We start from the raw sequence: 20,557 nt of genomic DNA on the forward strand, positions 1-20,557 counted from the left end.
GGTGGATCCAGAAGGCCTTCCACCAGGAGGTAGCCCTGCTCCTCGACTCCTGGGCTCACCGGCTTTTACAAGCTCGCGAGCCCGGTTTACAATGAAACACCATCGCTGTCGAGTCGATTGGAAGCACAAATCTCCGGAGCAAGCAACCCATGTCCCAACAGCCCAACATCCTCCTCTTCCTCACCGACGACCACGGCGCCTGGGCCAACGGCTGTTACGGCAACCGGGAAGTCCAGACGCCCACCCTGGACCGACTGGCCCGAGAGGGAACCCTCTTCACCCACGCCTACACGCCCACACCGGTCTGCTCGCCGGCCCGGGCCTGCCTGTTGACCGGCCGCACGGCCAGCCAGGTGGGCATCCACGACTGGCTGCAGGAGGCAGAGCCGGACATCGGCGAGCGGGACTGGCTGGCCGATGAGGTGACCCTCTTCCAGCGGCTGCAGGCGGCCGGCTACACCACCGGTCTCTGCGGCAAGTGGCATCTGGGCCAGTCCCACCGGACGCCCCGAGGGGTGGACTACTACTTCGGCCTGCCGGGCTGGCAGGGCCGCCACAACGGCACCTACACCTATGTGCTCAACGGCCAGAAGGTGACCCTCACCGGCAACAAGTCCCAATTCATCACCGACCACGCCCTGGCCTTCCTGGACCAGGTGCCGGCCGACCGGCCTTTCTTCCTCAACGTGGGCTACATCGCCACCCACTCGCCCTACAGCCAGCAGGAGCATCATCCCGCCGTCACAGAGCTTTACCAGGATGCAACCTTCGCCGACATTCCCCCGTACCATCCCCACCCCTGGGCGAAAAATGAGAACGGCCCCGGCGATCCGCCTGCAGAGCAGGCCGTGCGGGACCGGTACATCGGCTACTACGCCGCCGTCACCGAGATAGACCACAACGTCCAGCGGATTCTCGAGAAGCTGGAGGCCCTGGGGCGACTGGAGGAGACCATCGTCATTTACACCTCGGACCACGGCTGCGCCATCGGCCATCATGGCTTTTGGGGCAAGGGCAACAGCACTCGTCCCCTCAACATGTACGACATTTCCCTGCAGGTGCCCCTCCTCTGGCGAGGACCGGGCATTCAGGCCGGCCAGCGCCTGGACCGGGCCGTGGACCACTACGACACCTTTCGCACCATCCTGGATATGACCAGCGTTCCCCTGGACGATGGACGCGCCTATCCGGGCACTTCCTATGCCCCCATGCTTCGGGGGGAAACCATCCCCTGGGACGACACCCGTTTTGGCGAGTATGGCGACCTGCGCATGATCCGCACGCCCGAATGGAAGCTGGTCTATCGCTATCCCAACGGCCCCCACGACCTCTTCGACCTGGTCAACGACCCCGGTGAAACGTGCAACCTGGCCGACCGTGCGGACATGCAGCCTATCCTGGCTGACCTGAAGGCCCGCCTGGATGCCTTCTACGCCGTCTACAGCGATCCGGCGAAGTCTGGCCTGCGGGTCAAAGAGCTGCACCGCCACAACGCCGCTGCGGAAGCGTGGCGGGATGGGCTGCGGGAAGCGCGCGGCCTGCAGGTTTACCCGTGAGCGGCAGGCCTGCAGCCGTAGGTCCTGCTCTATATCAAGTGACCGTCAGCCCGCCGTCGATGACGAAGCAGGCGCCGGTGGCGTAGGACGCGTCCGGCCCGGCCAGGAAGGTGATGAAAGGGGCGATGTCCTCGGGGCGGCCCAGGCGACCCAGGGGGATGCGCTGGATGAGCTGGGCGGCCCGTCCGGTCGGGTCGGGATGGCGTTCGTGGCTGGGGGTGCGTTCCAGGGCGCCGGGGCAGACGGCGTTGCAGCGTACCCCGTGCTTCGCGTAGTGAACCGCGATGTGGCGGTTGAGGCCCAGGAGGCCGGTCTTGCCTGTCATGTAGGCCGGGTTAGCCGAGGCGCCGTTGAGGGCGGTGACGGAGGAGACGATGACGATCACGCCGCCGTCTCCCTGGCGCAGGAACTGGGCCAACCCGTACTTGACCGTCAGGAACACGCCCCGGTAGTTGACCGCATGGGTACGGTCCCACACCTCTGCAGGGAGCTGGTGCAGGTCCACATCCAGGTCGTGGAGCTGGATGCCGGCATTGGGCACCAGGATGTCCAGGCGGCCGAAGCGTTCCACCGTCCGGGCCACAGCTGCCTCCACCTGGCCGGCGTCGCTCACGTCGGTGGGGATGGCCAGGGCGGGGTGGCCGGCGGCCGTCAGCTCCGCCGCGACCGCCTCCACACCCGCTGCCGGGATCCCGGTGACGGCCACGTTGGCACCTTCGGCTGCCATCTGGCGGGCTGTGGCCGCGCCAATGCCGCTGCCGGCGCCGGTGATCAGGGCGGTTTTTCCCTGGAGTTTCATGGCACTATCCCGCCAACGCTGCGAACCATTCCCGCAGGACCCGGGCGTGTTGGGGCAGGGCTACCTCCGGCTCTTCGATCTCCGGGTGCCACTTCTTCTCCCACTCCACGCTCACGAAGCCCTGGTAGCCTTCCCGATGTAGCAGCTCCACCGCAGCCCGGCAGGGGACCTCACCTTCGCCCAGCAGGACCAGTTGCCACGAGCCGTCCGGCCGGCGCCGCGCGTCCTTGATGTGCACATGTTTCACCCGGGGGCCGATGTACCGCCAGGTCTCCTCGATGGATTCGCCCATGCGGTAGGGGTGATGCACGTCCCAGATGGCGCCGACGCGCGGGCTGTCCACCTGGGCCAACACTTTGGCCACGTCCTCACCCCGAGAGAAGGCATCGTGGGTTTCCAGCACGATGTCTACGCCGTAGCGTTCCGCCGCGGGTACGGCCGCGTTCAGCGCGTCGGCCAGCCAGGTCACCGTTTCGTCCAGGGTGTGGTCCGGGTGGACGTTGCCGCCGAAGGTGCGGACCATGGGCACTTCCAGCTCATTGGCCAGGGCCAGGTAGCGCTCCAGCAGTTCCAGGTTGGCCTGGCGCTCTGCCGGGTCGGGCGAGGAAAAGCGGGTGGAGAGGCCCAGCCCCACGATCTGGAGGTTGTGTCGGGCCATGGTTTCCCGGACGGCCCGACGGCGTTCTGTCGGCAAGTCGGCGGGGATGACTTCCCCATCCAGCAGGCGGATCTCCAGCCCACGGTAGCCGTGGGCCGCGGCCTGGGCTGCCGCAGTCTCCAGGGACCAGTCGGGGCAGCCCAGGGTGCTGAAAGCGAGAGGAAAACGGTCGGCCATGGTTCACTCAATCTCCTGGGGTAGGGGGCACAGACGGTGACATTCTTCCTGCAGCCACATGACCCGGCGCACGCTCTCCGGGGTGATGGCCAGGGGCTTACCCTCCCGGATGGTGGCGTAGAGGTCCCGGTAGAAACCCTGGAAGGCTGTCCGGGTATCCACCGGCGGCGTCCAGGTCTCCTCGTGCCAGGTCAACTGGTCTCGGTTGTAGCTGCGGTCGGGCGTAGGGCGGGTATCCAGCTCTCGGGGGGGCATCTCTTCGGGCACCACCCAGCGCCAGCGCAGCTCCCGGGGGGTGCCGGTAAGGCCGCCCAGGGTTCCCTGGATGTGCCAGGTTTCGGGCGGGTAGGCATCGCAGCTGCTGATCTCGATATCCACCACCGGTGCATTGGGGCCTTTGAAGACGATCTTGACGAAGTCGTCGGCGTCGCCCAGGGTCAGGGTCCGGTCCAGATGGCAGAAGATGGTGTCCGGGTAGTCCGGGCCGTAGAGCTGCAGGGCTTGATCCAGGAAGTGGGGGCCGGTGTTGTTCAGGCTGCCGCCGCCGAACTTCTGCAGGGTCTGCCAGTCCCAGCGTCGGCTGAAGCCGGAGGCCGCTACCCGGATCTGGACGATGCGGCCCAGCAGGCCAGAGCTTAGAATTTCCCGGACTTTGATGAATTCGGGCTGGTAGCGCCGCTGCTGGAAGATGGTCAACACCCTGCCGGTGTCGGCTGCGGCCTGGATCATGCGATCTGCGTCCTCCAGGGAGGTGGCCATGGGCTTTTCGCAGACCACATGCTTGCCTTTTTCCAGGGCGGCGATGGAGGCACTGGCGTGGAGGTGGCTGGGCAGGGCCACTACCACCAGCTCAACCCCCGGATCGTTCAGGAGTTCGTCGTAGTCGGTGTAGGCCATGCAGTCGAAGCGTTCCACAGCCTCCTGGCGCCGGCCTTCGTCGGCATCCACCACCGCGGTGACCCGGTACTGCTCCTCCAGGGTGGAGAGCAGGCCCGCGTGGATGGACCAGCCGCTGCGGCCTAAGCCGGCGATGCCGACCCGGATCGGTTCTTGATTCATCTTGGCTTTCTTTCTAGCTTGTGGAGTTGATGGCGATCGTGTATACCTGCCAGAAGGGGATCTCGTTGACAGCTTTGTGTGGCCTTCATTATACATCAGGGCGGGAAGCAGCAAAAAGTGGCGGGCTCCCTTGCCTTCGCCAACGCCTGTGTCTTCGGCCTACCTCATGGTATAATCCTTTTATGACCTCGCCTATCCTCGCCACCAAGTTCTACATCCCGTCGCCGCCGCCTCAAGCTGTCTCCCGCCCACGCCTGCTAGACCGACTGAACGCGGGCCTGCACGGCAAGCTGACCCTCATCTCGGCCCCGGCCGGGTACGGGAAAACGACCCTCGCGGCGGAGTGGGTGTATCAGTTCCAGGATGCGCCCGATGTGCGCGTCTGCTGGCTCTCCCTGGCCGAGGATGACAGCGACCCGCTTCAGTTTTTCGCCTATTTGTCCGCGGCAATGGGTTCCGTCCCTGGCGTCCGCTCGACGCTGCCAAAGCTGCTTCGTTCCGGACAGCCCACGCCCGCCAGGCACTTGATGGCCGCCTTCATCCATGACGTTTCGGCTGTTTCTGGCTGCATCTACCTTGTCCTCGACGACTACCACGCCATCGCCTCCGCCGCGGTTGAAGAGGCGGTTTCCTTCTTGCTCCAACACATGCCCCCGCAGATGAACCTGCTCCTGGTCAGCCGCACCGATCCGGGCTTCCCCCTCTCTCGCCTGCGCGCTCGAGGTCAGTTGGTGGAACTGCGGGCGGACGAGTTGCGCTTCACCGCGGGGGAGGCCGCCGAGTTTCTCCGGCGCGGGATGGGCGTGAGCCTGACGTCCCATCAAATCGCAGCGCTGGAAGCCCGCACCGAAGGCTGGATCGCAGGGCTCCAGATGGCGGCGCTGTCCATGCGCAACCGGACCGATGTCGACAGCTTTGTGGCCAGTTTCACCGGCAGTCACCGTTTCATCATGGACTACTTGATGGAAGAGGTGCTGGCCCATCAACCCGCCGTGGTGCGGGATTTCTTGACGAAGACCGCCCCGTTGCACCACCTCTGTGGTGAACTGTGCGACGCGGTGCTGGCCGGAATCCACGAACCGCCCGAACGCCCCGCCCAGGAAATTCTAGAACAGCTCGAAGCGGACAATATTTTTCTGGTCCCGCTGGATGAAGAACGCCGTTGGTACCGCTATCATCACCTTTTCGCCGACCTGCTGCGGAAGAACATGTCGGCGGAGCTGGCCTGCGCAGTACGCAAGCAGGCTGCACGCTGGTCGCTAGAACACAACCGCACCGGCGACGCTATCGAGTACGCGCTGGCTGCCAGGGACTACGAGGCGGCCGCTCCCGTGTTGGCTGAGCAGGGGCTCTCCTTTCTCTTTCGAGGCAAGCTGGCCACTTTGCAGCGCTGGTTGGATGCCTTTCCAGATGAGTTCTTGTCCCGACATCCCCGGCTGTGCCTCCACTATGGTTGGGTGTTGCTGAATCAGGGCCGGACCGATGCGGTCGAACCGTACCTGCGAACTGCCGAGCTCGCGGCGCCGGACGACAACGCCATCCGCGCTGTCACGGCCTTGATCCGGGGCAACATTGCGCGCACCAATGAAGACATCGAGACGGCTCTCCATGAAGCGCAGATCGCCCTCCAGTTAACACCTCCTGAGAACGCCTTAACGCAGGGCGCCGCTCTGCTCCAAGTCGGTGCGGTCCAGATCATGACAGGTAAACCGGCGACGGCCGTAGCGACCCTGTCGCAGTCCCTGGATCTGGCCAGGCAGACGCAGAACTTGAACGTGGCCTTCCTGAGTGGCGGTTACCTGGGGCTGGCCCATATCTTGCTGGAAGAGCTGGAGCAGGCGGAAACAGTTTTGCAGAATACCCAGGCTCACGCCCAGCATCTGGGTTTGGAGCAAAGCCCGCTGCTTCTCTATGTTCACCTGGGCCTGGCGCACCTGGCTTTTTCAAAGCAGGCGTTGGGCCAGGCGCGCTCTGAAGTGAAGCAGGCCGTAGCCCACTGCCGATTGACAAACGAGCAAGGCGGACTGCGCTGTAGCCTCATGCTGGCAGCGCTCATCGAACAGGCGGCGGGCCAGCGCAAGGCGGCCTGGCAGGCATTTGAAGACGCCCGAACGATTCCCTCCATGCTGGGGAATCCCGAAATTCGCCGTCAGATGGGGATGATCGAGCGGACTCTGCACGCGCCGGCCCCGTCGCCTGAACACGTGAAGGTGGCCCGTTTTCTGGCCGCAGGTGCGCCCCTTTCCTATGCCCAGGCTGCCATCGCCCAAACCAGGACCCATGAACGCCTCCCGCAGGCACTGGTGGAGCCCCTCAGCAATCGGGAACAGGAGATCCTCGCCCTCATCGCCGCCGGACGGAAGAACCGGGAGATCGCCGAAGAATTGGTGATCAGCCTCAACACCGTGCTCTATCACACCAAGAACATCTACGGCAAATTGGGCGTCAACAAGCGGATGCTGGCGGTCCGCCGGGCTCAGGAGCTCGGCCTGCTATAACCCACTCGCGACACGCTCCCACAGCATTTCCTCACACGAACCACAGCTTTTTCGGCCCCACAACTACAGTTTGTTGTGGGGCTTTTGCGCGCCCGTCCGGCTACCATAGCACCATGATGAGCGACATGGATTCGGCCTTCAGGCAATATGAGTTCGCAATCCAGGGCATCCTGGACGTCCAGTGGGAAGGTTGGTTCGAGGAGATGGCCATTCACCACACCCACGACGGCAACACGATTCTGCGAGGCCCCATCGTCGATCAGTCCGCACTACATGGGGTACTGCGGAAAATCCACAATCTGGGGTTGACCCTGATCTCGGTGAATCCCCTAATGGAAGGAGACGGATCATGAGTTTTGAGGCGAAAACAAACGGCGCCGGAAGTCTGCAGAAGTGGGGTGGGGCGGCCGCTCTGTACGAAGCCCTGGCCTACATCATTGGCATTGTCGGATTTATCGCTGTGGTGAATATTTCCGAGGTTGCCGACCCGCTGCAGAAGGTGACCGCGATGGCCGCAAATCAGGGACTGCTGACCCTGCTGTACCTCCTGGTCTACGTGATCTGGGGCGCGTCTTTGGTTGTGCTGACCCTGGCCTTGCACGAACGTCTGCAGGGAGACGTCTCAGCCCTGGCCCGCACGGCGACGGCCTTCGGCATCATCTGGTCGGTGTTGGTGATCGCCAGCGGGATGATCTACAACGTGGGCATGGGGACGGTTGTGGAACTCTCTGCCCACAATCCAGAACAGGCGGCCACGGTCTGGCTCGCGATCGAATCCGTCTTCAATGGGCTGGGCGGCGGCGTGGAGGTGGTGGGCGGCATCTGGGTGCTGCTGTTGAGCGTCGCTGGGTTGCGCAACGGCGGACTGCCTCGACTGCTCAACTACCTGGGCTTTGTGGTGGGAGCCGCCGGCGTGGCGACTGTCGTCCCTGCCCTGGGCGAAACAGGCGCCATGACCTTCGGCCTGACCCAGATCGTCTGGTTCGTCTGGCTGGGCATTGCCATGCTGCGACGGCCTGCCGGTCTGGCCCTTCATTCTGCGCCGGGAGAGGTGGCCGTCCACCCCGCGCCGGCACGGTAACCGGCTGATTCACATGACGGGGCAGAACGTGACCCAGAGCCACCCGAATCCACAGGAAACAACGGCAACCATTGCTTCTTTCCAGCAGAAGAGTACCGGTCTCTCCCTGGTTATCACCGCCAGCGCGGCGGCCTACTACATCGCCAACATGTGGCCCATGCGCCCTATTGCCCTGGCAAATGACGCCATCCCCGCCGGCTACGGTGGGCTGGTCCTGGGCACAGTCATCCTGATCATCCTGGCCCAGATCGTCTTGCAGGCCGTCCTGGCCATCGGTGCAGGGAGCACACCGGCCCCCACCGCACATGAGCGGAACGCCGCCATGAAGGCCAATCGCAACGCTTACCCAGTGCTTGTGACAGGTCTTCTGGCCGCTGTGGGCTCCGTCTTCCTACAGGAACTGACCCCCTTCTGCACGGCCAACATTGCCATTCTGTCCTTCATGGCCGCGGAGATGGTGCGGCTTGGCTCCCAGCTCGTCTACGCGCGGCGATAACTTGGCTGCGGGGGAGGCTTGTCGAACGTCCCCGGATTCGACAAGCCCCGGCAGTCCCAGGGGAAATACCATCTCAATCAAGATGACGTCCTGGAGGAGAAGAAAGATGAGAACGAGACAACTTTTCAAAACGATCGGGTTCGGCTTGTTGACCCTGATTGGCGTCACGATGGCAGCGCTTGTCGGACTGTTTGTCGCCACAGATGGGGAGCAGTCAGTGCCTCACACGGTGGCCACAGACACTACGCTGCCTCGTGTCGAGATCGATGGTGTGACCTTCCACGCCGAGACCTTTGGCGACCCGGCCAATCCGACGGTGGTGGTAGTGCATGGCGGCCCAGGCGGCGACTATGGCTACCTGCTCAACCTGCACCAACTCGCTAACGACTACTTTGTGGTCTTCTACGACCAGCGCGGGGCAGGCTTATCAGCGCGGGTCCCAGCAGAGGAGATCACTTTACAAAGCTCTGTGGAGGATCTGCACCGCATTGTCAACCACTTTGGACAAGGCGAAACCGTACGCCTCGTTGGGCATTCTTGGGGCGCCATGCTGGTGGCAGCTTACGTCGGGCAGCATCCCGACAGCGCGGCGCAGGTCGTCCTGGCGGAGCCAGGGGCGCTGGACAATGCCGGGTTGGCGCGCTTCAGCGAACGGCAGGCCGCCTCCGCCTGGAGCTTTGCCTACTATCGTTTGCTCGTCTCCGCCATCTTCGAATCCCTCCACCTGGATGGACCGGATGCCGAGGCCCAGATGGATTATATCTACGGCCAGATGTCGGCCAACTTTACCAATACGGCTGCTTCCGGCTACCGCTGCGAAGATGAGAACGTGGTCGCCGTTCAGCCGGATGTCCCTGTGCCGCCCCGCCGCTTTGGCGCGACCGCGTACAAGGCTTTGTTTAACCCCGAGGCGGATCTGTCGCCGATTGCCGCCAATGCGGACAATTTCAGGGGCGATGTCCTGTTCATGGCTTCGGAATGTAGCCGGTTTATCGGCGAAGCATTTCAGCGGGGACAGATGGGCCTTTTCCCCCAGGCAAAACTGGTGGTGATTCCGGACGCAGGACATGAAATGATTGGCGAAAATCCGGTGGAAAGCCTGGCCGCCATCCGGGCCTACTTCGATGGTGGAGACTTATGACCTGGCGCGTCCCGCTGTCGGGCAAGGGTCACAACGGCTTGAATCCTTCGAATCCAAGGAGCATATAGTTGGCGCCTCTTTTCGACTTGAATGTTGTCAGCATAGCTGCCCATGTCGCCACGGCGCTCTTCGCCATCTTCATCGGCATGCAGATCCTGCTCGCTGCCGGCGTCTTGCCTGTCACCATCGCCTGGGGTGGACGGCAGCCAGTGCTGACGCCTGCTTTGCGCGTAGCCAGCGTGGCGGCGGCTCTCATTTTGACCTTTTTTATCTATGTCATCCGCTATCGGGCCGGGCTGATGGGGCAGACACCGGCGCCGCCCTGGATCCCCATTGCCGCCTGGGGGGTCACCGGATTCATGGCCCTCAACACGCTGGGAAACTTCGCCTCTGTGAACAAGGTGGAGCGCTTTGTCTCCGGCCCGCTGACCGTAATGATTGCCCTGGCCTGCCTGGTGATCGCTGCGTCTTGAGAGCCATCGGCGCTGGCTCTCAGGCACCACAGGCAGGTGAAACGTCCCCTCAAACCCCGCCTTCGATTGACAAATGGTTCCATTCCCATTAGAGTACTGCCCAGGATCCTATCCACTCCTACCAGTGACTATCCTACATCATCTGCTGACATCTCATGGCCACCCATCCCAATATCCTGCTCATCATTTCGGACGATCATCGCCACAGTGCCCTCCACGGCTTTGGCGAGCCCGCGGTACAAACGCCGGTTCTGGATCGGCTGGCAGCCGACGGGGTAGCCATGCGCCGGGCCCACATCATGGGGGGCATGACCGGCGCGGTATGCATTCCGGCGCGCGCCTGCCTCCACACCGGGGCCCATGTCTTCCGCTGCTCTGTGGGCCACAGCGTGGAAGCAGGCCGGGCGCTCTCCACCCTGAACCCCGAGCTGGCCCTGCTGGGGGAAACCCTGCGTGGGGCCGGCTACCAGACCTTTGCCACGGGGAAGTGGCACAACGACCGGGCCAGCTTCGCCCGTAGTTTTGAAGGCGCGGCCCGCATCTTCTTCGGCGGCATGTGCGACCACGACAAGGTCCCCCTGCACGACTTTGACCCCACGGGCGCCTACCCGCCGGAGCAGGCCTACATCGGCGAGGGCTTCTCCAGCGAGCTCTTCGCCGACGCCGCGGTGGATTTTCTGACCAACCACGCAGACGGCCGTCCCTTTTTCCTGTACCTGGCCTTCACTGCCCCCCACGACCCCCGCACCCCACCGCCAGAGTACGCCGCCCTCTACGACCCGGCTGCCATCCCGCTACCGCCCAATTTCTTGCCTGAACATCCCTTCGACAATGGTGAGCTGCGGGTGCGGGATGAACAGTTGGCGCCCTGGCCCCGCACGCCCGAGGTGATCCGCCAGCACATGGCCGATTACTACGGCATGATCAGCCACATGGACGCCCAGATCGGCCGGGTGTTGGATGCGCTGGATCAAGCCGGCCACGCGGACAACACCCTGGTCGTCTACCTGGCGGACCATGGCCTGGCCGTGGGGCAGCACGGCCTCATGGGCAAGCAGAACCTGTACGACCACAGCATCCGGGTGCCCCTGATCCTACGCGGGCCGGGTGTGCCCGCCGGCCGCCAGGTGAACGAGCTGGTCTACAGCTACGACCTCTTCCCCACCCTCTGCGACCTGGTGGGCCTGCCCATCCCGCCCACGGTGGACAGCCGCAGCTTTGCTGGCCTGGTGCAGGGGCGGGAGACATCCGGCCGGGAGACGGTCTTCGCGGTCTACAAGGATGTACAGCGCATGGTCAGCGATGGCCGCTGGAAGCTGATCCGCTACTACCGGGCCCACGAGCGCGGCGTGGGCGAGGATCGGCTCCAGCTCTTCCACCTGGCCGAAGACCTCTGGGAAACCCAAGATCTGGCCGGCCAGTCGGCCTATCGCCACGAGCTGGAGCGGCTGGCCCAGGCCCTGGCCGATTGGATGCAGGCCGTGGGCGATCCCCTGGCCGCGGTCCCTATCCTCCCCAACAGCCCCTAGCACCGAGAGGCGTCAAGGCGCCTCCATCGGTGAAATCTGTGGTGTCTGCAACGGACTTATCTGTGGATACAAACTGATGGAGAAAGCACATGGAACCCGAACTGATTGCCGACTATCAATGTGTCACCGGGGAAGGTCCCCTCTGGCATCCCCAGGAGGGCCGCCTCTACTGGGTCGACATCCCCACCGGGCGCATGTTCCGCTATGATCCGGCCACGGGCCACCACGAACAGTTTTACCAGGGCGACGTGGTGGGCGGCTTCACCATCCAGGACGACGGCGCCCTGCTGCTGTTCATGGCCCGGGGCGCGGTCAAGATCTGGCGAGACGGCCAGCTGGAGACGGTGATCGAGGAGATCCCGGAGGAGCGGGAATCCCGCTTCAACGACGTCTTTGCCGACCCGGAAGGGCGGGTCTTCTGCGGCACCATGCCCACTCGAGAGCGGGGCGGCCATCTGTACCGCCTGGACACCGACGGCTCCCTGCACAAGTTGCTGGATGGCATCCAGGTTTCCAACGGCATGGGCCTGACCCTGGACCGTCGTCAGCTCTACTACACCGAATCGGGCGCGAAGAAGATCTACCTCTTCGACTACGACCAGGCCACGGGCGAACTTTCCAACCGGCGGATCTTCAAGGATCTGAGCGGTGAGGAGGGCGTGCCCGACGGTATGACCGTGGACGCGGAGGGGTGCGTCTGGTCTGCCCGCTGGGATGGGAGCTGCCTGGTGCGCTATTCGCCGGAAGGCGAGGAGCTGCAGCGCATCTTCTTTCCGGCCAAAAAGGTCTCCAGCGTCATCTTCGGCGGCCCGGACTGCACGGACGTCTACGTCACCACCGCGGGTGGCAACGACAAGGCCACCAACGGCCCGGGAGCGGGCGCGCTCTTCCGCCTGCGCCTGGGCATCCGGGGCCTACCCGAATTTCCGTCGCGCGTCCATCCGCCCCGGTGAAACCGGAAAAGTGCAGTGTGCCGCAGCGAGCGGAGAAGTTCTCGAGCAGTTACGTAGTGCGTAGCGCGTGGCGCGTCGAGCAATGGCCCAGGAGATCCTCCTGGGCCCAGTCAGTCGGTTCACGCACCACGCACTACCCATTACGTGCCATGTACCTACCAGCATATGGTTATGAATTCATTTTCCCAGATGGATGCCGATCTCATCGCCGAGCAAGAGGCGCTGTGGACGGCCCTCAATCGTTTTCTAAATCGCCTGACTTCCGCTGAGTGGTCTCATCCCCACGGCAAGACCTGGACCTTTGCGGATGTGCCTTACCACCTGGCCATCTTCAACCGCCTGTTGGTGGACGCCATTGAGCAGGGCACGGCCGTGGTTGAGCCCGAGGCCATCACCACCCTGGCGGAGCTGGATGCCTGGAACCAGGCCCAGTTTGCCCGCCGGCCCATCGGCCAGACCGGGCGCCAGGCCTTTGACACCATGCGGTCCAGCCAGGATGCCCTGCGCACCCTCCTTCATCGCCTGTTGGATCACCACGGTCCTCAGGTCCTGGATTGGCCCGTGTGGCTGCCCATCCTGCGGGTGCGGGGCTGGCGTACCCTGCGCCTGGCCCTGGAGTATAACCTCTGGCATCAGTGGTTCCATTTCGTCGAAGCCCAACTTCGCCGGGACAACACGCTGCCCCATCTGCCGCCCTCGCTGGTGGAGCGGGCCCTGAACTTCCATATGGAATTGAGCGCGGGCGCAGTCACGCCGACCCGGCAGGTCCTGCGCTGGACTTTGAGCCTGAGCGGGGAAGGCGGCGGTGAGTGGACCTTCTACGTGGGCGATGGCGGCTGTCAGGTGGAGCCGGGGGCGGTGGATGCGCCGGACATCCGCATGGAGACCGACATTGCCACCTACCTGAAGGTCTCTGCCTTTGCGCTGCAGAATCCCATGCTGGCCATGCTCAAGGGGCAGATCAAAGTGCAAGGGCTGACCAGGGTCGGGCAGCTACAGCGCCTGTTCGCCGTGAACCCGGACCATGTTTGGCCACCCATGGCCCGGGGCGCTGCGGTACCCGCCGGCGAGTGATGAATTGGGCAAGGGAAGGAGGAGCATCATGCGGGTAGAGTTGGCCTATGGCCGCCATGGTCTGGAGGTCGAATTGCCAGAGCAGACCCACGTGCTGACGTCCCGGCCGGTGCCCGGCCTGCCGGATGAAAGGGCCGCGCTGCGCCAGGCCCTGCGAGCCCCCATTGCTTCGGAACCCCTGGCGGCCCGGGTCAAGCCGGGGGACAAGGTGTTGGTGGTCCACAGCGACATCACCCGGGCCACCCCCAACGACCGCATCCTGCCAGTGCTGCTGGCGGAGCTGGAGGCGGCCGGCGTGGCCCGCCAGGACATCACCCTGCTCAACGCGCTGGGGACCCACCGCCCACAGACCGAGGCCGAGCTGCGGGGTATGTTGGGCGACGCCATCGTGGACAACTACCGTTGCCTGCAACACGACGCCTACGACGACGCCAACCTGGTGCCCCTGGGCACCACTTCCTTCGGCCATCCTGTCCGGGTCAACCGGCTGCTGGTGGAGTCGGACCTGGCCATTTTGACCGGCTTCATCGAGCCCCACTTTTTCGCTGGCTTCAGTGGTGGCCCCAAGGGGGTGTTGCCTGCCCTGGCCGGCGCGGAGAGCGTCCTCAGCAACCATGGCCGGGCCATGATCGCCCATCCCAAGGCCACCTGGGGCGTGACCGAGGGCAACCCCATCTGGGAGGAGATGCGGGAGGTGGCGTTGATGGTGCAGCCCACTTTCCTCCTCAACGTGACCCTCAACGCCCAGAAGCAGATCACGGGTGTCTTCGCGGGGGATCTGCTGGCCGCGCACCGGGCTGGCTGTGAGTTCGTCCGCCAGCACGCCATGGTTCCGGTGGATGAGCCCTACGACATTGTCATCACCACCAACAGCGGCTACCCCCTGGACCAGAACCTCTACCAGTGCGTGAAGGGCATGAGCGCCGCCCGCCAGATCGTGCGACCCGGCGGGGTCATCATCCTGGCCGGCGCCTGCCAGGATGGCCTGCCGGATCATGGCCGCTACGCCCAGCTCCTGGCCGAAGGCGGCTCGCCCCAGGGGGTGCTGGACCTGATCGCCCGGCCGGGCTTCGCCGCCCAGGACCAGTGGCAGGTCCAGATCCAGGCCCAGATCCAGCTCCACGCGGATGTGCGAGTCTACAGCGATGGCCTCAGCGACGCCCAGATCGAGCAGGCCCTCTTCACCCCTTGCCGCAACATCAGTGCCACCGTCACCTGTCTGCTGGAGCAGATGGGGCCAGACGCCCGCATCTGCGTTCTGCCCGAGGGGCCCCAGACCATCGCCTACGTGCGCAATGGCGTCGGCGAGTAGAACCAGGGCGCCATCCCGTGCGACAGAGGGGCGTACGGCAGACGTCAGTTCGTTGACAGGTTGGCATCGGGCATGGGCGCCGGGCCCCTGCTATACTGGCCATGAGCAAATACCAGGAAGCTGCCATTGTGACGGTATCCTGTGGGGGGATGCTGCCGGGGAGACGGCTTCCTGGTATTTTTTTGTTTCCCTTTTGTGAGGTCTGTGGACTTTACTCGAGTGGCAGTAACGCCTGCAGTTTATCGGGATTCAGCACGATGTAGATGTGGGCGATGCCTTCGGGTGCAATCTGGAAGAGCAGCGCGGCCGTGGGCGTGCCGTCCTGGTAGGCGAAGATGGCCGGCTGCCCGTTGGCGTTGCCCGGTACCACCTGGATGGACGCGGATGCCCGACGCACGATCCCCAGCAGAAAACGGGCCACCGGATCTGCGCCTTGTACCGGCTTGCGGGCCGCAGGCACCTTGCCACCACTGTCCGACCAAAGGGCGACGTCCTCAGCCAGGGTGGACATGAGCCGGGAGAGGTCGCCCTGCTGGCATGCGACCCAGAACTGCTCCATCAGTTGGGCCTGGCGAGCCGGCTCCGGCTCAAAGCGGGGACGCTGCTCCTGGATGTACTGCCGGGCCCGACGACCCAGCTGGCGGCAGGTGGCTTCCTTTTCCCCCAACATCTCGGCAATTTCCCGATAGGTGTAGTCAAAGACATCGTGGAGGAGAAAGATAGCCCGCTGGATGGGGCTCAGGCTCTGGAGGAGCACCAGGAAGGCCATGGAAAGCGACTCCGCCTGCAGGAGCTGCTCGGCCGGCTGCCCACCGAGCCCCCACCCGCCAGCCCGCTGCTGGACCAGGGGTTCCGGCAGCCAGAGGCCCACATAGGATTCCCGCTCCACCTGGGCCGACCGCAGATAGTCCAGGCAGAGGCGGGTCGTGACAGTGGTCAGATACGCTTTGGGCGAGGTCACCCCGGCCAGCTCCACCTGGTGCCAGCGCAGGTAGGCCTCCTGGACCAGGTCTTCCGCTACCATGACGCTGCCCACCATCCGGTAGGCGATGGAAAAGAGCAAGGGCCTGAGGCGGTTGAAGATGGCTTCATGGTTCATCGGTCTTTCCTTGATGCACACCGGTTCCATGGTCGTCGAGGGTGGGCGTCGGTGGAGCTGGCTGGGGCGACGGCGGGCCTGGCGTTACAAAGCGACCCTGGCTCGGCGGGTGTTTCCCTGCTGGCTATGGGCGGAGGCGAGGATGGCCTGGGTCGCCTGTCTGGCGCTGGCCAGGCTGGCATTGGCCAGCAGCCCTTCCGGCCCGATCCAGTCGCCGGCCAGGTACAGGCCGGGCACCTCGGCCACCAGCGGACCCGGCCGCCCCGCCAGGCCGCCCAGGGAGGCCCGGGGCAACCCATGGCAGACGGTGAGGCGGGGCAGCCAGCGCTGTTTGACCACTGCCCCGCGCCAGCCGGGCTGAATCCGATCCAACATCTCTTCCAGCTCACGCCGGTCACTTTCCGGATCATTCCGGGGATGGGCTGGCAGGTAGCGGGCCGCGTGGATCAGCGCGCGGCCGTCCGGAGCCAGCCGGGCGGCGGCCGAATGCACCGAAAAGTATACGGCCGCGTCCACGCCCAGGGCAAATGTGGCCGCTGGTCTGGGAAGGCGGGAGAGGCCCAGGTCCAGGCAGGCTGCCTGCACGGGCAACTGTTGCGCCAACAGCCGGCGCAGTGTGGGCGCCTGGGGGGGCAGCAGGGCCGCCGTCGTCTCCGGGCTGGCGGCCACCAGGACGGCCGAAGCGGGCAGGCTGTGGCCGTCGGCCAGCCGCAGGCCCGTCACCGTGCCCTGCTCATCGACCGTCACAGCCTCGGCCCGGGTACCGGTGAGCAGGCGCGCCCCTGCGGCCTCCGCCACCTGCTGCAGGCCGTCCACCAGGGTCTGCCAGCCGCCATCCACGTAGAGCACCCCTCGGGTGGAGAGGCGCAGCTGCTCCAGACCGGCGTCGGCGCTGAGCTCCTCTGGGGCGTGGCTGTAGGTGGTCAGGCGGATGAGGCTGTGGAGAAATGCCCGGGCCACCGGCGGCCGGACGTGTTCCTGGATCCACTGGCCGATGGAGATGGCGCCCAGGCCCTCCAGGCGCAGTCCCTCCAGCCGGGCCAGTACTTTGAGGAGTGCCCACTTGTCGGCCAGCCCCAGGAGCCTGCTGGCCAGGATGGCCGGCCCTGTGGCGGGGAAGGGGAAGAGCCGGCCCCGGTGGATGGCGTAACCGGCCACCGCCACCCGGCCGGCGGGCACCGGCACGCCCAGCTCTGCGAAAATGGTGAGGGCCGGGCTGCCCTGGTAGAGGGCGTGGGGGCCCAGGTTGAAGTGAAACCCGTCGTCCCGTTGGGTGCGGGCGCGGCCGCCTATCTCCCGGGCCTGCTCCAGGAGGGTGACGTCCGCCCCAGCCCGGGCCAACAGCGCCGCGGCCGTCAGACCGGCCAGGCCGCCGCCGACGATGGCCACCGTGGGTGAGGCGTTCTGGTGTTGCATGGATACCTCCTCTATCGCTCTGGTTTTCCGCTGCGCCCTCTGCGTCTTCGCATCGAATCCGATCGGCCAGGATGGTGCCGTCAATCAGGAGACGGATATCCGCTCCTATGTGTGACAGCCATGCCGGGTGAACCCCGAGTTTTGCCAGGGGGTGGCCCTCTCTTCGCCCAAAGCAAGGCGCCAGGGGGGCTCATTCGACGTTTGACAAACGTTCAAGCCGCCACCTATAATGGACGAGGCTGGATGGTTTCGTCCCGTCCGGAATGGCGCATGACGGAATGACGCATGACGGCGACGTGGAGAGCCGGCGGCCCTGCTCCCTCCCCTCGAAGGACCCCGGCAACCCTGTTCCATCGGCCAGCCCAATCTCTCGGACCCCATCGGGTCCATCCGGCCCGGCATGATCAGAATCGGTTGATATTTCCAGCGGTCCAGCATTCTTGGTGCGTTTTGCCATGATTGGACAGATCTTTATACCACCTGACCACGCCGGCCATCTTTTCTGGCTCCCCATTTTCACCCATCACCAGAGGAGGTAGTGCCATGAACCCAGTCCAACCCACCGATCCCCGTCCGCGAGCGGCCCGCTCCATCTCCCGCCGTACTTTTCTTCAGATCTTGGGTGCCGGCGCAGGTATGGGCCTGCTGGCCGGCTGTGCCCCCAGCACGCCGGCCCCCTCGGAGCCGCCGGCCGCGCCCCAGGCACCGGCTGAACCGGAGCAGCCCGCCAGTTGGGAGGGCGGCTTCCTGCGCCCGGGCGGCAACCCCAAACGGGGCGGAACCCTGCGTACGGCCTTCGGCGTGACCACGGCCAGCTTCGACCTGCACCAGGGCGGCGCGGCCCATGTCCTCTGCCACATGTACAACAATCTGGTGCGTCGCAACCTGGTGGATGGCCTGCGCAGCGTGGTGCCGGACCTGGCCGAGAGCTGGGAAGTCTCTGAGGACGGCAAGACCTACACCTTCACCCTGCGGGAAGGGGTGAAGTTCCACGACGGCGAGCCCTTCAGCGCCGACGACGTGGTCGCCACCTTCAACCGCATCATCAACCCGCCGGAAGGCATCATCAGCCAGTTTAAGAACGAATTCGCCATGGTGGAATCGGTGGAGGCGGTGGACGCCCGAACCGTGCGCTTCACCCTCAGCGCGCCCCGGGCCTATTTCGTGGATCTGTTGGCTGGCACCGCCTTCGGCATCTACTCCAAAAAGACGTTGGAAGAACACAACTACGACCTGCGGGAAGTCATCGCCCCGGGTACCGGCGCCTTCCGCTACGTGGAGTACAAGACCGCGGAGAAATGGGTCCTGGAGCGCAATCCCGACTACTGGGACAGCGAGCTGCCCTACATCGACACCCTGGAGATGCTCCACGTCCCGGCCTGGTCGGACCGGGGCACCGCCGTGCTGACGGGGCAGGCGGACATGTCCTGGAACGTGGCCTTTGAAACGTGGACCGAGGGCGAGAACCGGCCGGATATCGTCCAGGTGAACAAGCTGGCCAACTTTGGCGCCTACTGGGTGCTCTTCAACACCAAGCAGCCGCCCTTCGACGATCCCCGGGTGCGGCGGGCCATCCACCTGGCGGTCAGCCGTCAGAATCTGATCAAGGCCTTCGCCACCCAGGAGCAGATCAACCTGACCCGGTGGGTGCCCTACGGCGATCCCTACGCCACGCCGCCGGAGGTGATCGCCCAGCTTCCCGGCTACCGCGAGGACAAGACCGAGGACATCGAAACGGCCCGGGGACTGCTGGCCGAGGCCGGCTTCGCCGATGGCATCACCGGCGTGGAGCTGCTGGCCGCGTCGGGCCCCCAGGCAGAGCTGTTGGCGCCGGCCTTCCAAGACATGTTGCTGCGCAACCTCAACATCCAGGCCGACATCCGCATCATCGAGCGCTCCCTGTTGGGCCAGGAGGAGCAGGCCGGCAACTTCCAGATGGTGCTGGATACCTACGGCCACAGCATTTCCGACATCTCCCCCCGGGCCAACCTGTGGTGGCGCACCGGCGGCTCCCAGAACTGGGGCGGCTATTCCAACCCCGAATTTGACGCGCTGTTGGATCAGATTGACAATGAGACCGACGTCGAAACCCGCCGCGATCTCATCGCCCAGGCCCAAGATCTGCTGGACCAGGATCCGCCCTGGTTCCTCATCGGCTACACCTTCCACCTGCCCATGTGGCGCAACACGGTGAAGGGGCTGGCCCTGGACAACCGGGCCTTTGCCGAGTGGGGGCGGATTGAGACTGTCTGGCTGGATGTCTGAGTACCATGCAGCGCTACATTCTGAACCGGGTTTTGCTGGCTGTGCCCACGGTGCTGGGGATCACCATTCTGATCTTCCTGGCCATGCGGGTGTTGCCCGGCGATCCCCTGGCCCTGATCATCTCAGAATCGTCGGGCACCTACGTGCTGAGCGAGGAGGAGCTCCAGGCGGCCCGGGCCAGCCTGGGTCTGGATAAGCCCTATCACCTCCAGTACCTGGACTGGATGGCCCAGGTGTTGTCCGGCGACCTGGGCACCTCCTTCTGGACCAAGGAGCCCATTCGGGATCTGATCCTGCGGCGGGGGCCCATCACGGCCCAGATCGCGGTGATGGCCGTCATCTTCTCCTGGCTCATCGGCGTGCCCATCGGCATGCTCAGTGCCATGTGGCGCAATTCCCTGTTCGACCACCTCTCCCGACTGGGCATCACCATCTTCATCGCGGTGCCCAGCTTCTGGGTGGGCCTGCTCATCATCCTGGCCACGGTCCTCTGGTTCACCTGGCGCCCGCCCCTGACCATTGTGCAGATCTGGGAGGATCCCGGCGCCAACCTGGCCATGACCTCATTGCCGGCGCTGGCCCTGGGCCTGGGGCTGGCCGCAGCCACGGCACGCATGGCCCGCTCCTCGGCCCTGGAAGTGCTCTACGAGGACTACATCCGGACGGCTCGGGCCAAGGGGTTGAGCGATCAGTGGGTCATGTGGCGGCATGTCTTCAAAAATGCCATGTTGCCGGTCATCACCACCTCGGGCCTGGCCCTGGGTGGCCTCCTGGGTGGCGCGGTGTCGGTGGAGCGGGCCTTCGGCGTGCCCGGGCTGGGTACGTTGCTGGTCCAGGCCCTGACCGAACGGGACTGGATGATGATCCAGAATCTGGTGCTGATTTACGGCGTCATTTTCGCGGTGATCAACTTGCTGGTGGACATCAGCTACGCGTGGTTCGACCCGCGGATTCGCTACGAATGAAGGACA

The 20,557-nt window shown here is 64.8% G+C and carries 18 protein-coding genes; 13 read left to right on the plus strand and 5 right to left on the minus strand.

Features of this window, described 5'->3' with window-relative positions:
* Positions 1-149 precede the first annotated feature (149 nt).
* Positions 150-1,556 (plus strand): sulfatase family protein, encoded by a 1,407-nt coding sequence (locus FKZ61_RS05995; RefSeq protein ID WP_141609170.1) that lies wholly within the window; start codon positions 150-152, stop codon positions 1,554-1,556.
* Between the two features lie 34 nt (positions 1,557-1,590).
* Here FKZ61_RS05995 and FKZ61_RS06000 read toward each other — a convergent pair whose 3' ends face one another.
* Genes FKZ61_RS06000 through FKZ61_RS06010 form a run of 3 tightly spaced genes read right to left on the minus strand, consistent with a single transcriptional unit; the run spans position 1,591 to position 4,249 of the window.
* Complete coding sequence (locus FKZ61_RS06000; RefSeq protein WP_141609171.1) at positions 1,591-2,355, minus strand: SDR family NAD(P)-dependent oxidoreductase; 765 nt, start codon at positions 2,353-2,355, stop codon at positions 1,591-1,593.
* 4 nt (positions 2,356-2,359) lie between these two features.
* Positions 2,360-3,190, minus strand: a complete 831-nt coding sequence (locus tag FKZ61_RS06005) for a sugar phosphate isomerase/epimerase family protein (protein WP_141609172.1) — start codon at positions 3,188-3,190, stop codon at positions 2,360-2,362.
* A gap of 3 nt (positions 3,191-3,193) precedes the next feature.
* Complete coding sequence (locus FKZ61_RS06010) at positions 3,194-4,249, minus strand: Gfo/Idh/MocA family protein (RefSeq protein ID WP_170199333.1); 1,056 nt, start codon at positions 4,247-4,249, stop codon at positions 3,194-3,196.
* A 182-nt stretch (positions 4,250-4,431) separates the two neighbouring features.
* On the opposite strand from FKZ61_RS06010, the gene FKZ61_RS06015 reads away from it, so the two are divergent.
* From FKZ61_RS06015 to larA, 10 genes are all read left to right on the plus strand, one after another.
* On the plus strand, positions 4,432-6,747 hold the full coding sequence (locus tag FKZ61_RS06015) for a LuxR C-terminal-related transcriptional regulator (RefSeq protein ID WP_170199335.1): 2,316 nt from the start codon (positions 4,432-4,434) through the stop codon (positions 6,745-6,747).
* A 113-nt stretch (positions 6,748-6,860) separates the two neighbouring features.
* Positions 6,861-7,100, plus strand: coding sequence for a hypothetical protein (locus FKZ61_RS06020; protein WP_229964165.1), 240 nt, complete (start codon positions 6,861-6,863; stop codon positions 7,098-7,100).
* Positions 7,097-7,828, plus strand: a complete 732-nt coding sequence (locus tag FKZ61_RS06025) for a DUF4386 family protein (protein ID WP_141609175.1) — start codon at positions 7,097-7,099, stop codon at positions 7,826-7,828. Before FKZ61_RS06020 ends, FKZ61_RS06025 begins: the two co-directional genes overlap by 4 nt.
* A 13-nt stretch (positions 7,829-7,841) precedes the next feature.
* Complete coding sequence (locus tag FKZ61_RS06030) at positions 7,842-8,324, plus strand: hypothetical protein (RefSeq protein ID WP_229964166.1); 483 nt, start codon at positions 7,842-7,844, stop codon at positions 8,322-8,324.
* Positions 8,325-8,430: 106 nt separating this feature from the next.
* Positions 8,431-9,465, plus strand: coding sequence for an alpha/beta fold hydrolase (locus tag FKZ61_RS06035; protein ID WP_141609177.1), 1,035 nt, complete (start codon positions 8,431-8,433; stop codon positions 9,463-9,465).
* An 86-nt stretch (positions 9,466-9,551) separates the two neighbouring features.
* Complete coding sequence (locus FKZ61_RS06040) at positions 9,552-9,938, plus strand: hypothetical protein (protein ID WP_229964167.1); 387 nt, start codon at positions 9,552-9,554, stop codon at positions 9,936-9,938.
* A gap of 155 nt (positions 9,939-10,093) precedes the next feature.
* Entirely contained in the window at positions 10,094-11,467 is a 1,374-nt protein-coding gene (locus FKZ61_RS06045) for a sulfatase-like hydrolase/transferase (protein WP_141609179.1), read from the plus strand.
* Between the two features lie 89 nt (positions 11,468-11,556).
* Positions 11,557-12,420, plus strand: coding sequence for an SMP-30/gluconolactonase/LRE family protein (locus FKZ61_RS06050; protein ID WP_141609180.1), 864 nt, complete (start codon positions 11,557-11,559; stop codon positions 12,418-12,420).
* A gap of 171 nt (positions 12,421-12,591) precedes the next feature.
* Positions 12,592-13,494 carry a DinB family protein gene (locus FKZ61_RS06055; protein ID WP_170199337.1) on the plus strand — a complete coding sequence of 301 codons (903 nt, stop codon included), beginning with the start codon at positions 12,592-12,594 and terminating at the stop codon, positions 13,492-13,494.
* A 28-nt stretch (positions 13,495-13,522) separates the two neighbouring features.
* Complete coding sequence (gene larA / locus FKZ61_RS06060) at positions 13,523-14,806, plus strand: nickel-dependent lactate racemase (protein ID WP_141609182.1); 1,284 nt, start codon at positions 13,523-13,525, stop codon at positions 14,804-14,806.
* A 211-nt stretch (positions 14,807-15,017) separates the two neighbouring features.
* Here the strand turns inward: larA and FKZ61_RS06065 are convergent, their stop codons facing one another.
* Positions 15,018-15,905, minus strand: a complete 888-nt coding sequence (locus tag FKZ61_RS06065; RefSeq protein WP_141609183.1) for an RNA polymerase sigma-70 factor — start codon at positions 15,903-15,905, stop codon at positions 15,018-15,020.
* An 84-nt stretch (positions 15,906-15,989) separates the two neighbouring features.
* Entirely contained in the window at positions 15,990-17,405 is a 1,416-nt protein-coding gene (locus FKZ61_RS06070; RefSeq protein WP_326838557.1) for a phytoene desaturase family protein, read from the minus strand.
* 459 nt (positions 17,406-17,864) lie between these two features.
* Here FKZ61_RS06070 and FKZ61_RS06075 point away from each other — a divergent pair, with 459 nt between their 5' ends.
* Complete coding sequence (locus FKZ61_RS06075; protein WP_141609248.1) at positions 17,865-19,586, plus strand: ABC transporter substrate-binding protein; 1,722 nt, start codon at positions 17,865-17,867, stop codon at positions 19,584-19,586.
* Positions 19,587-19,591: 5 nt separating this feature from the next.
* Positions 19,592-20,551 (plus strand): ABC transporter permease, encoded by a 960-nt coding sequence (locus tag FKZ61_RS06080; RefSeq protein ID WP_141609185.1) that lies wholly within the window; start codon positions 19,592-19,594, stop codon positions 20,549-20,551.
* Positions 20,552-20,557: the final 6 nt, after the last annotated feature.

The sequence above is a fragment of the Litorilinea aerophila genome, assembly GCF_006569185.2.
Taxonomy (GTDB): domain Bacteria; phylum Chloroflexota; class Anaerolineae; order Caldilineales; family Caldilineaceae; genus Litorilinea; species Litorilinea aerophila.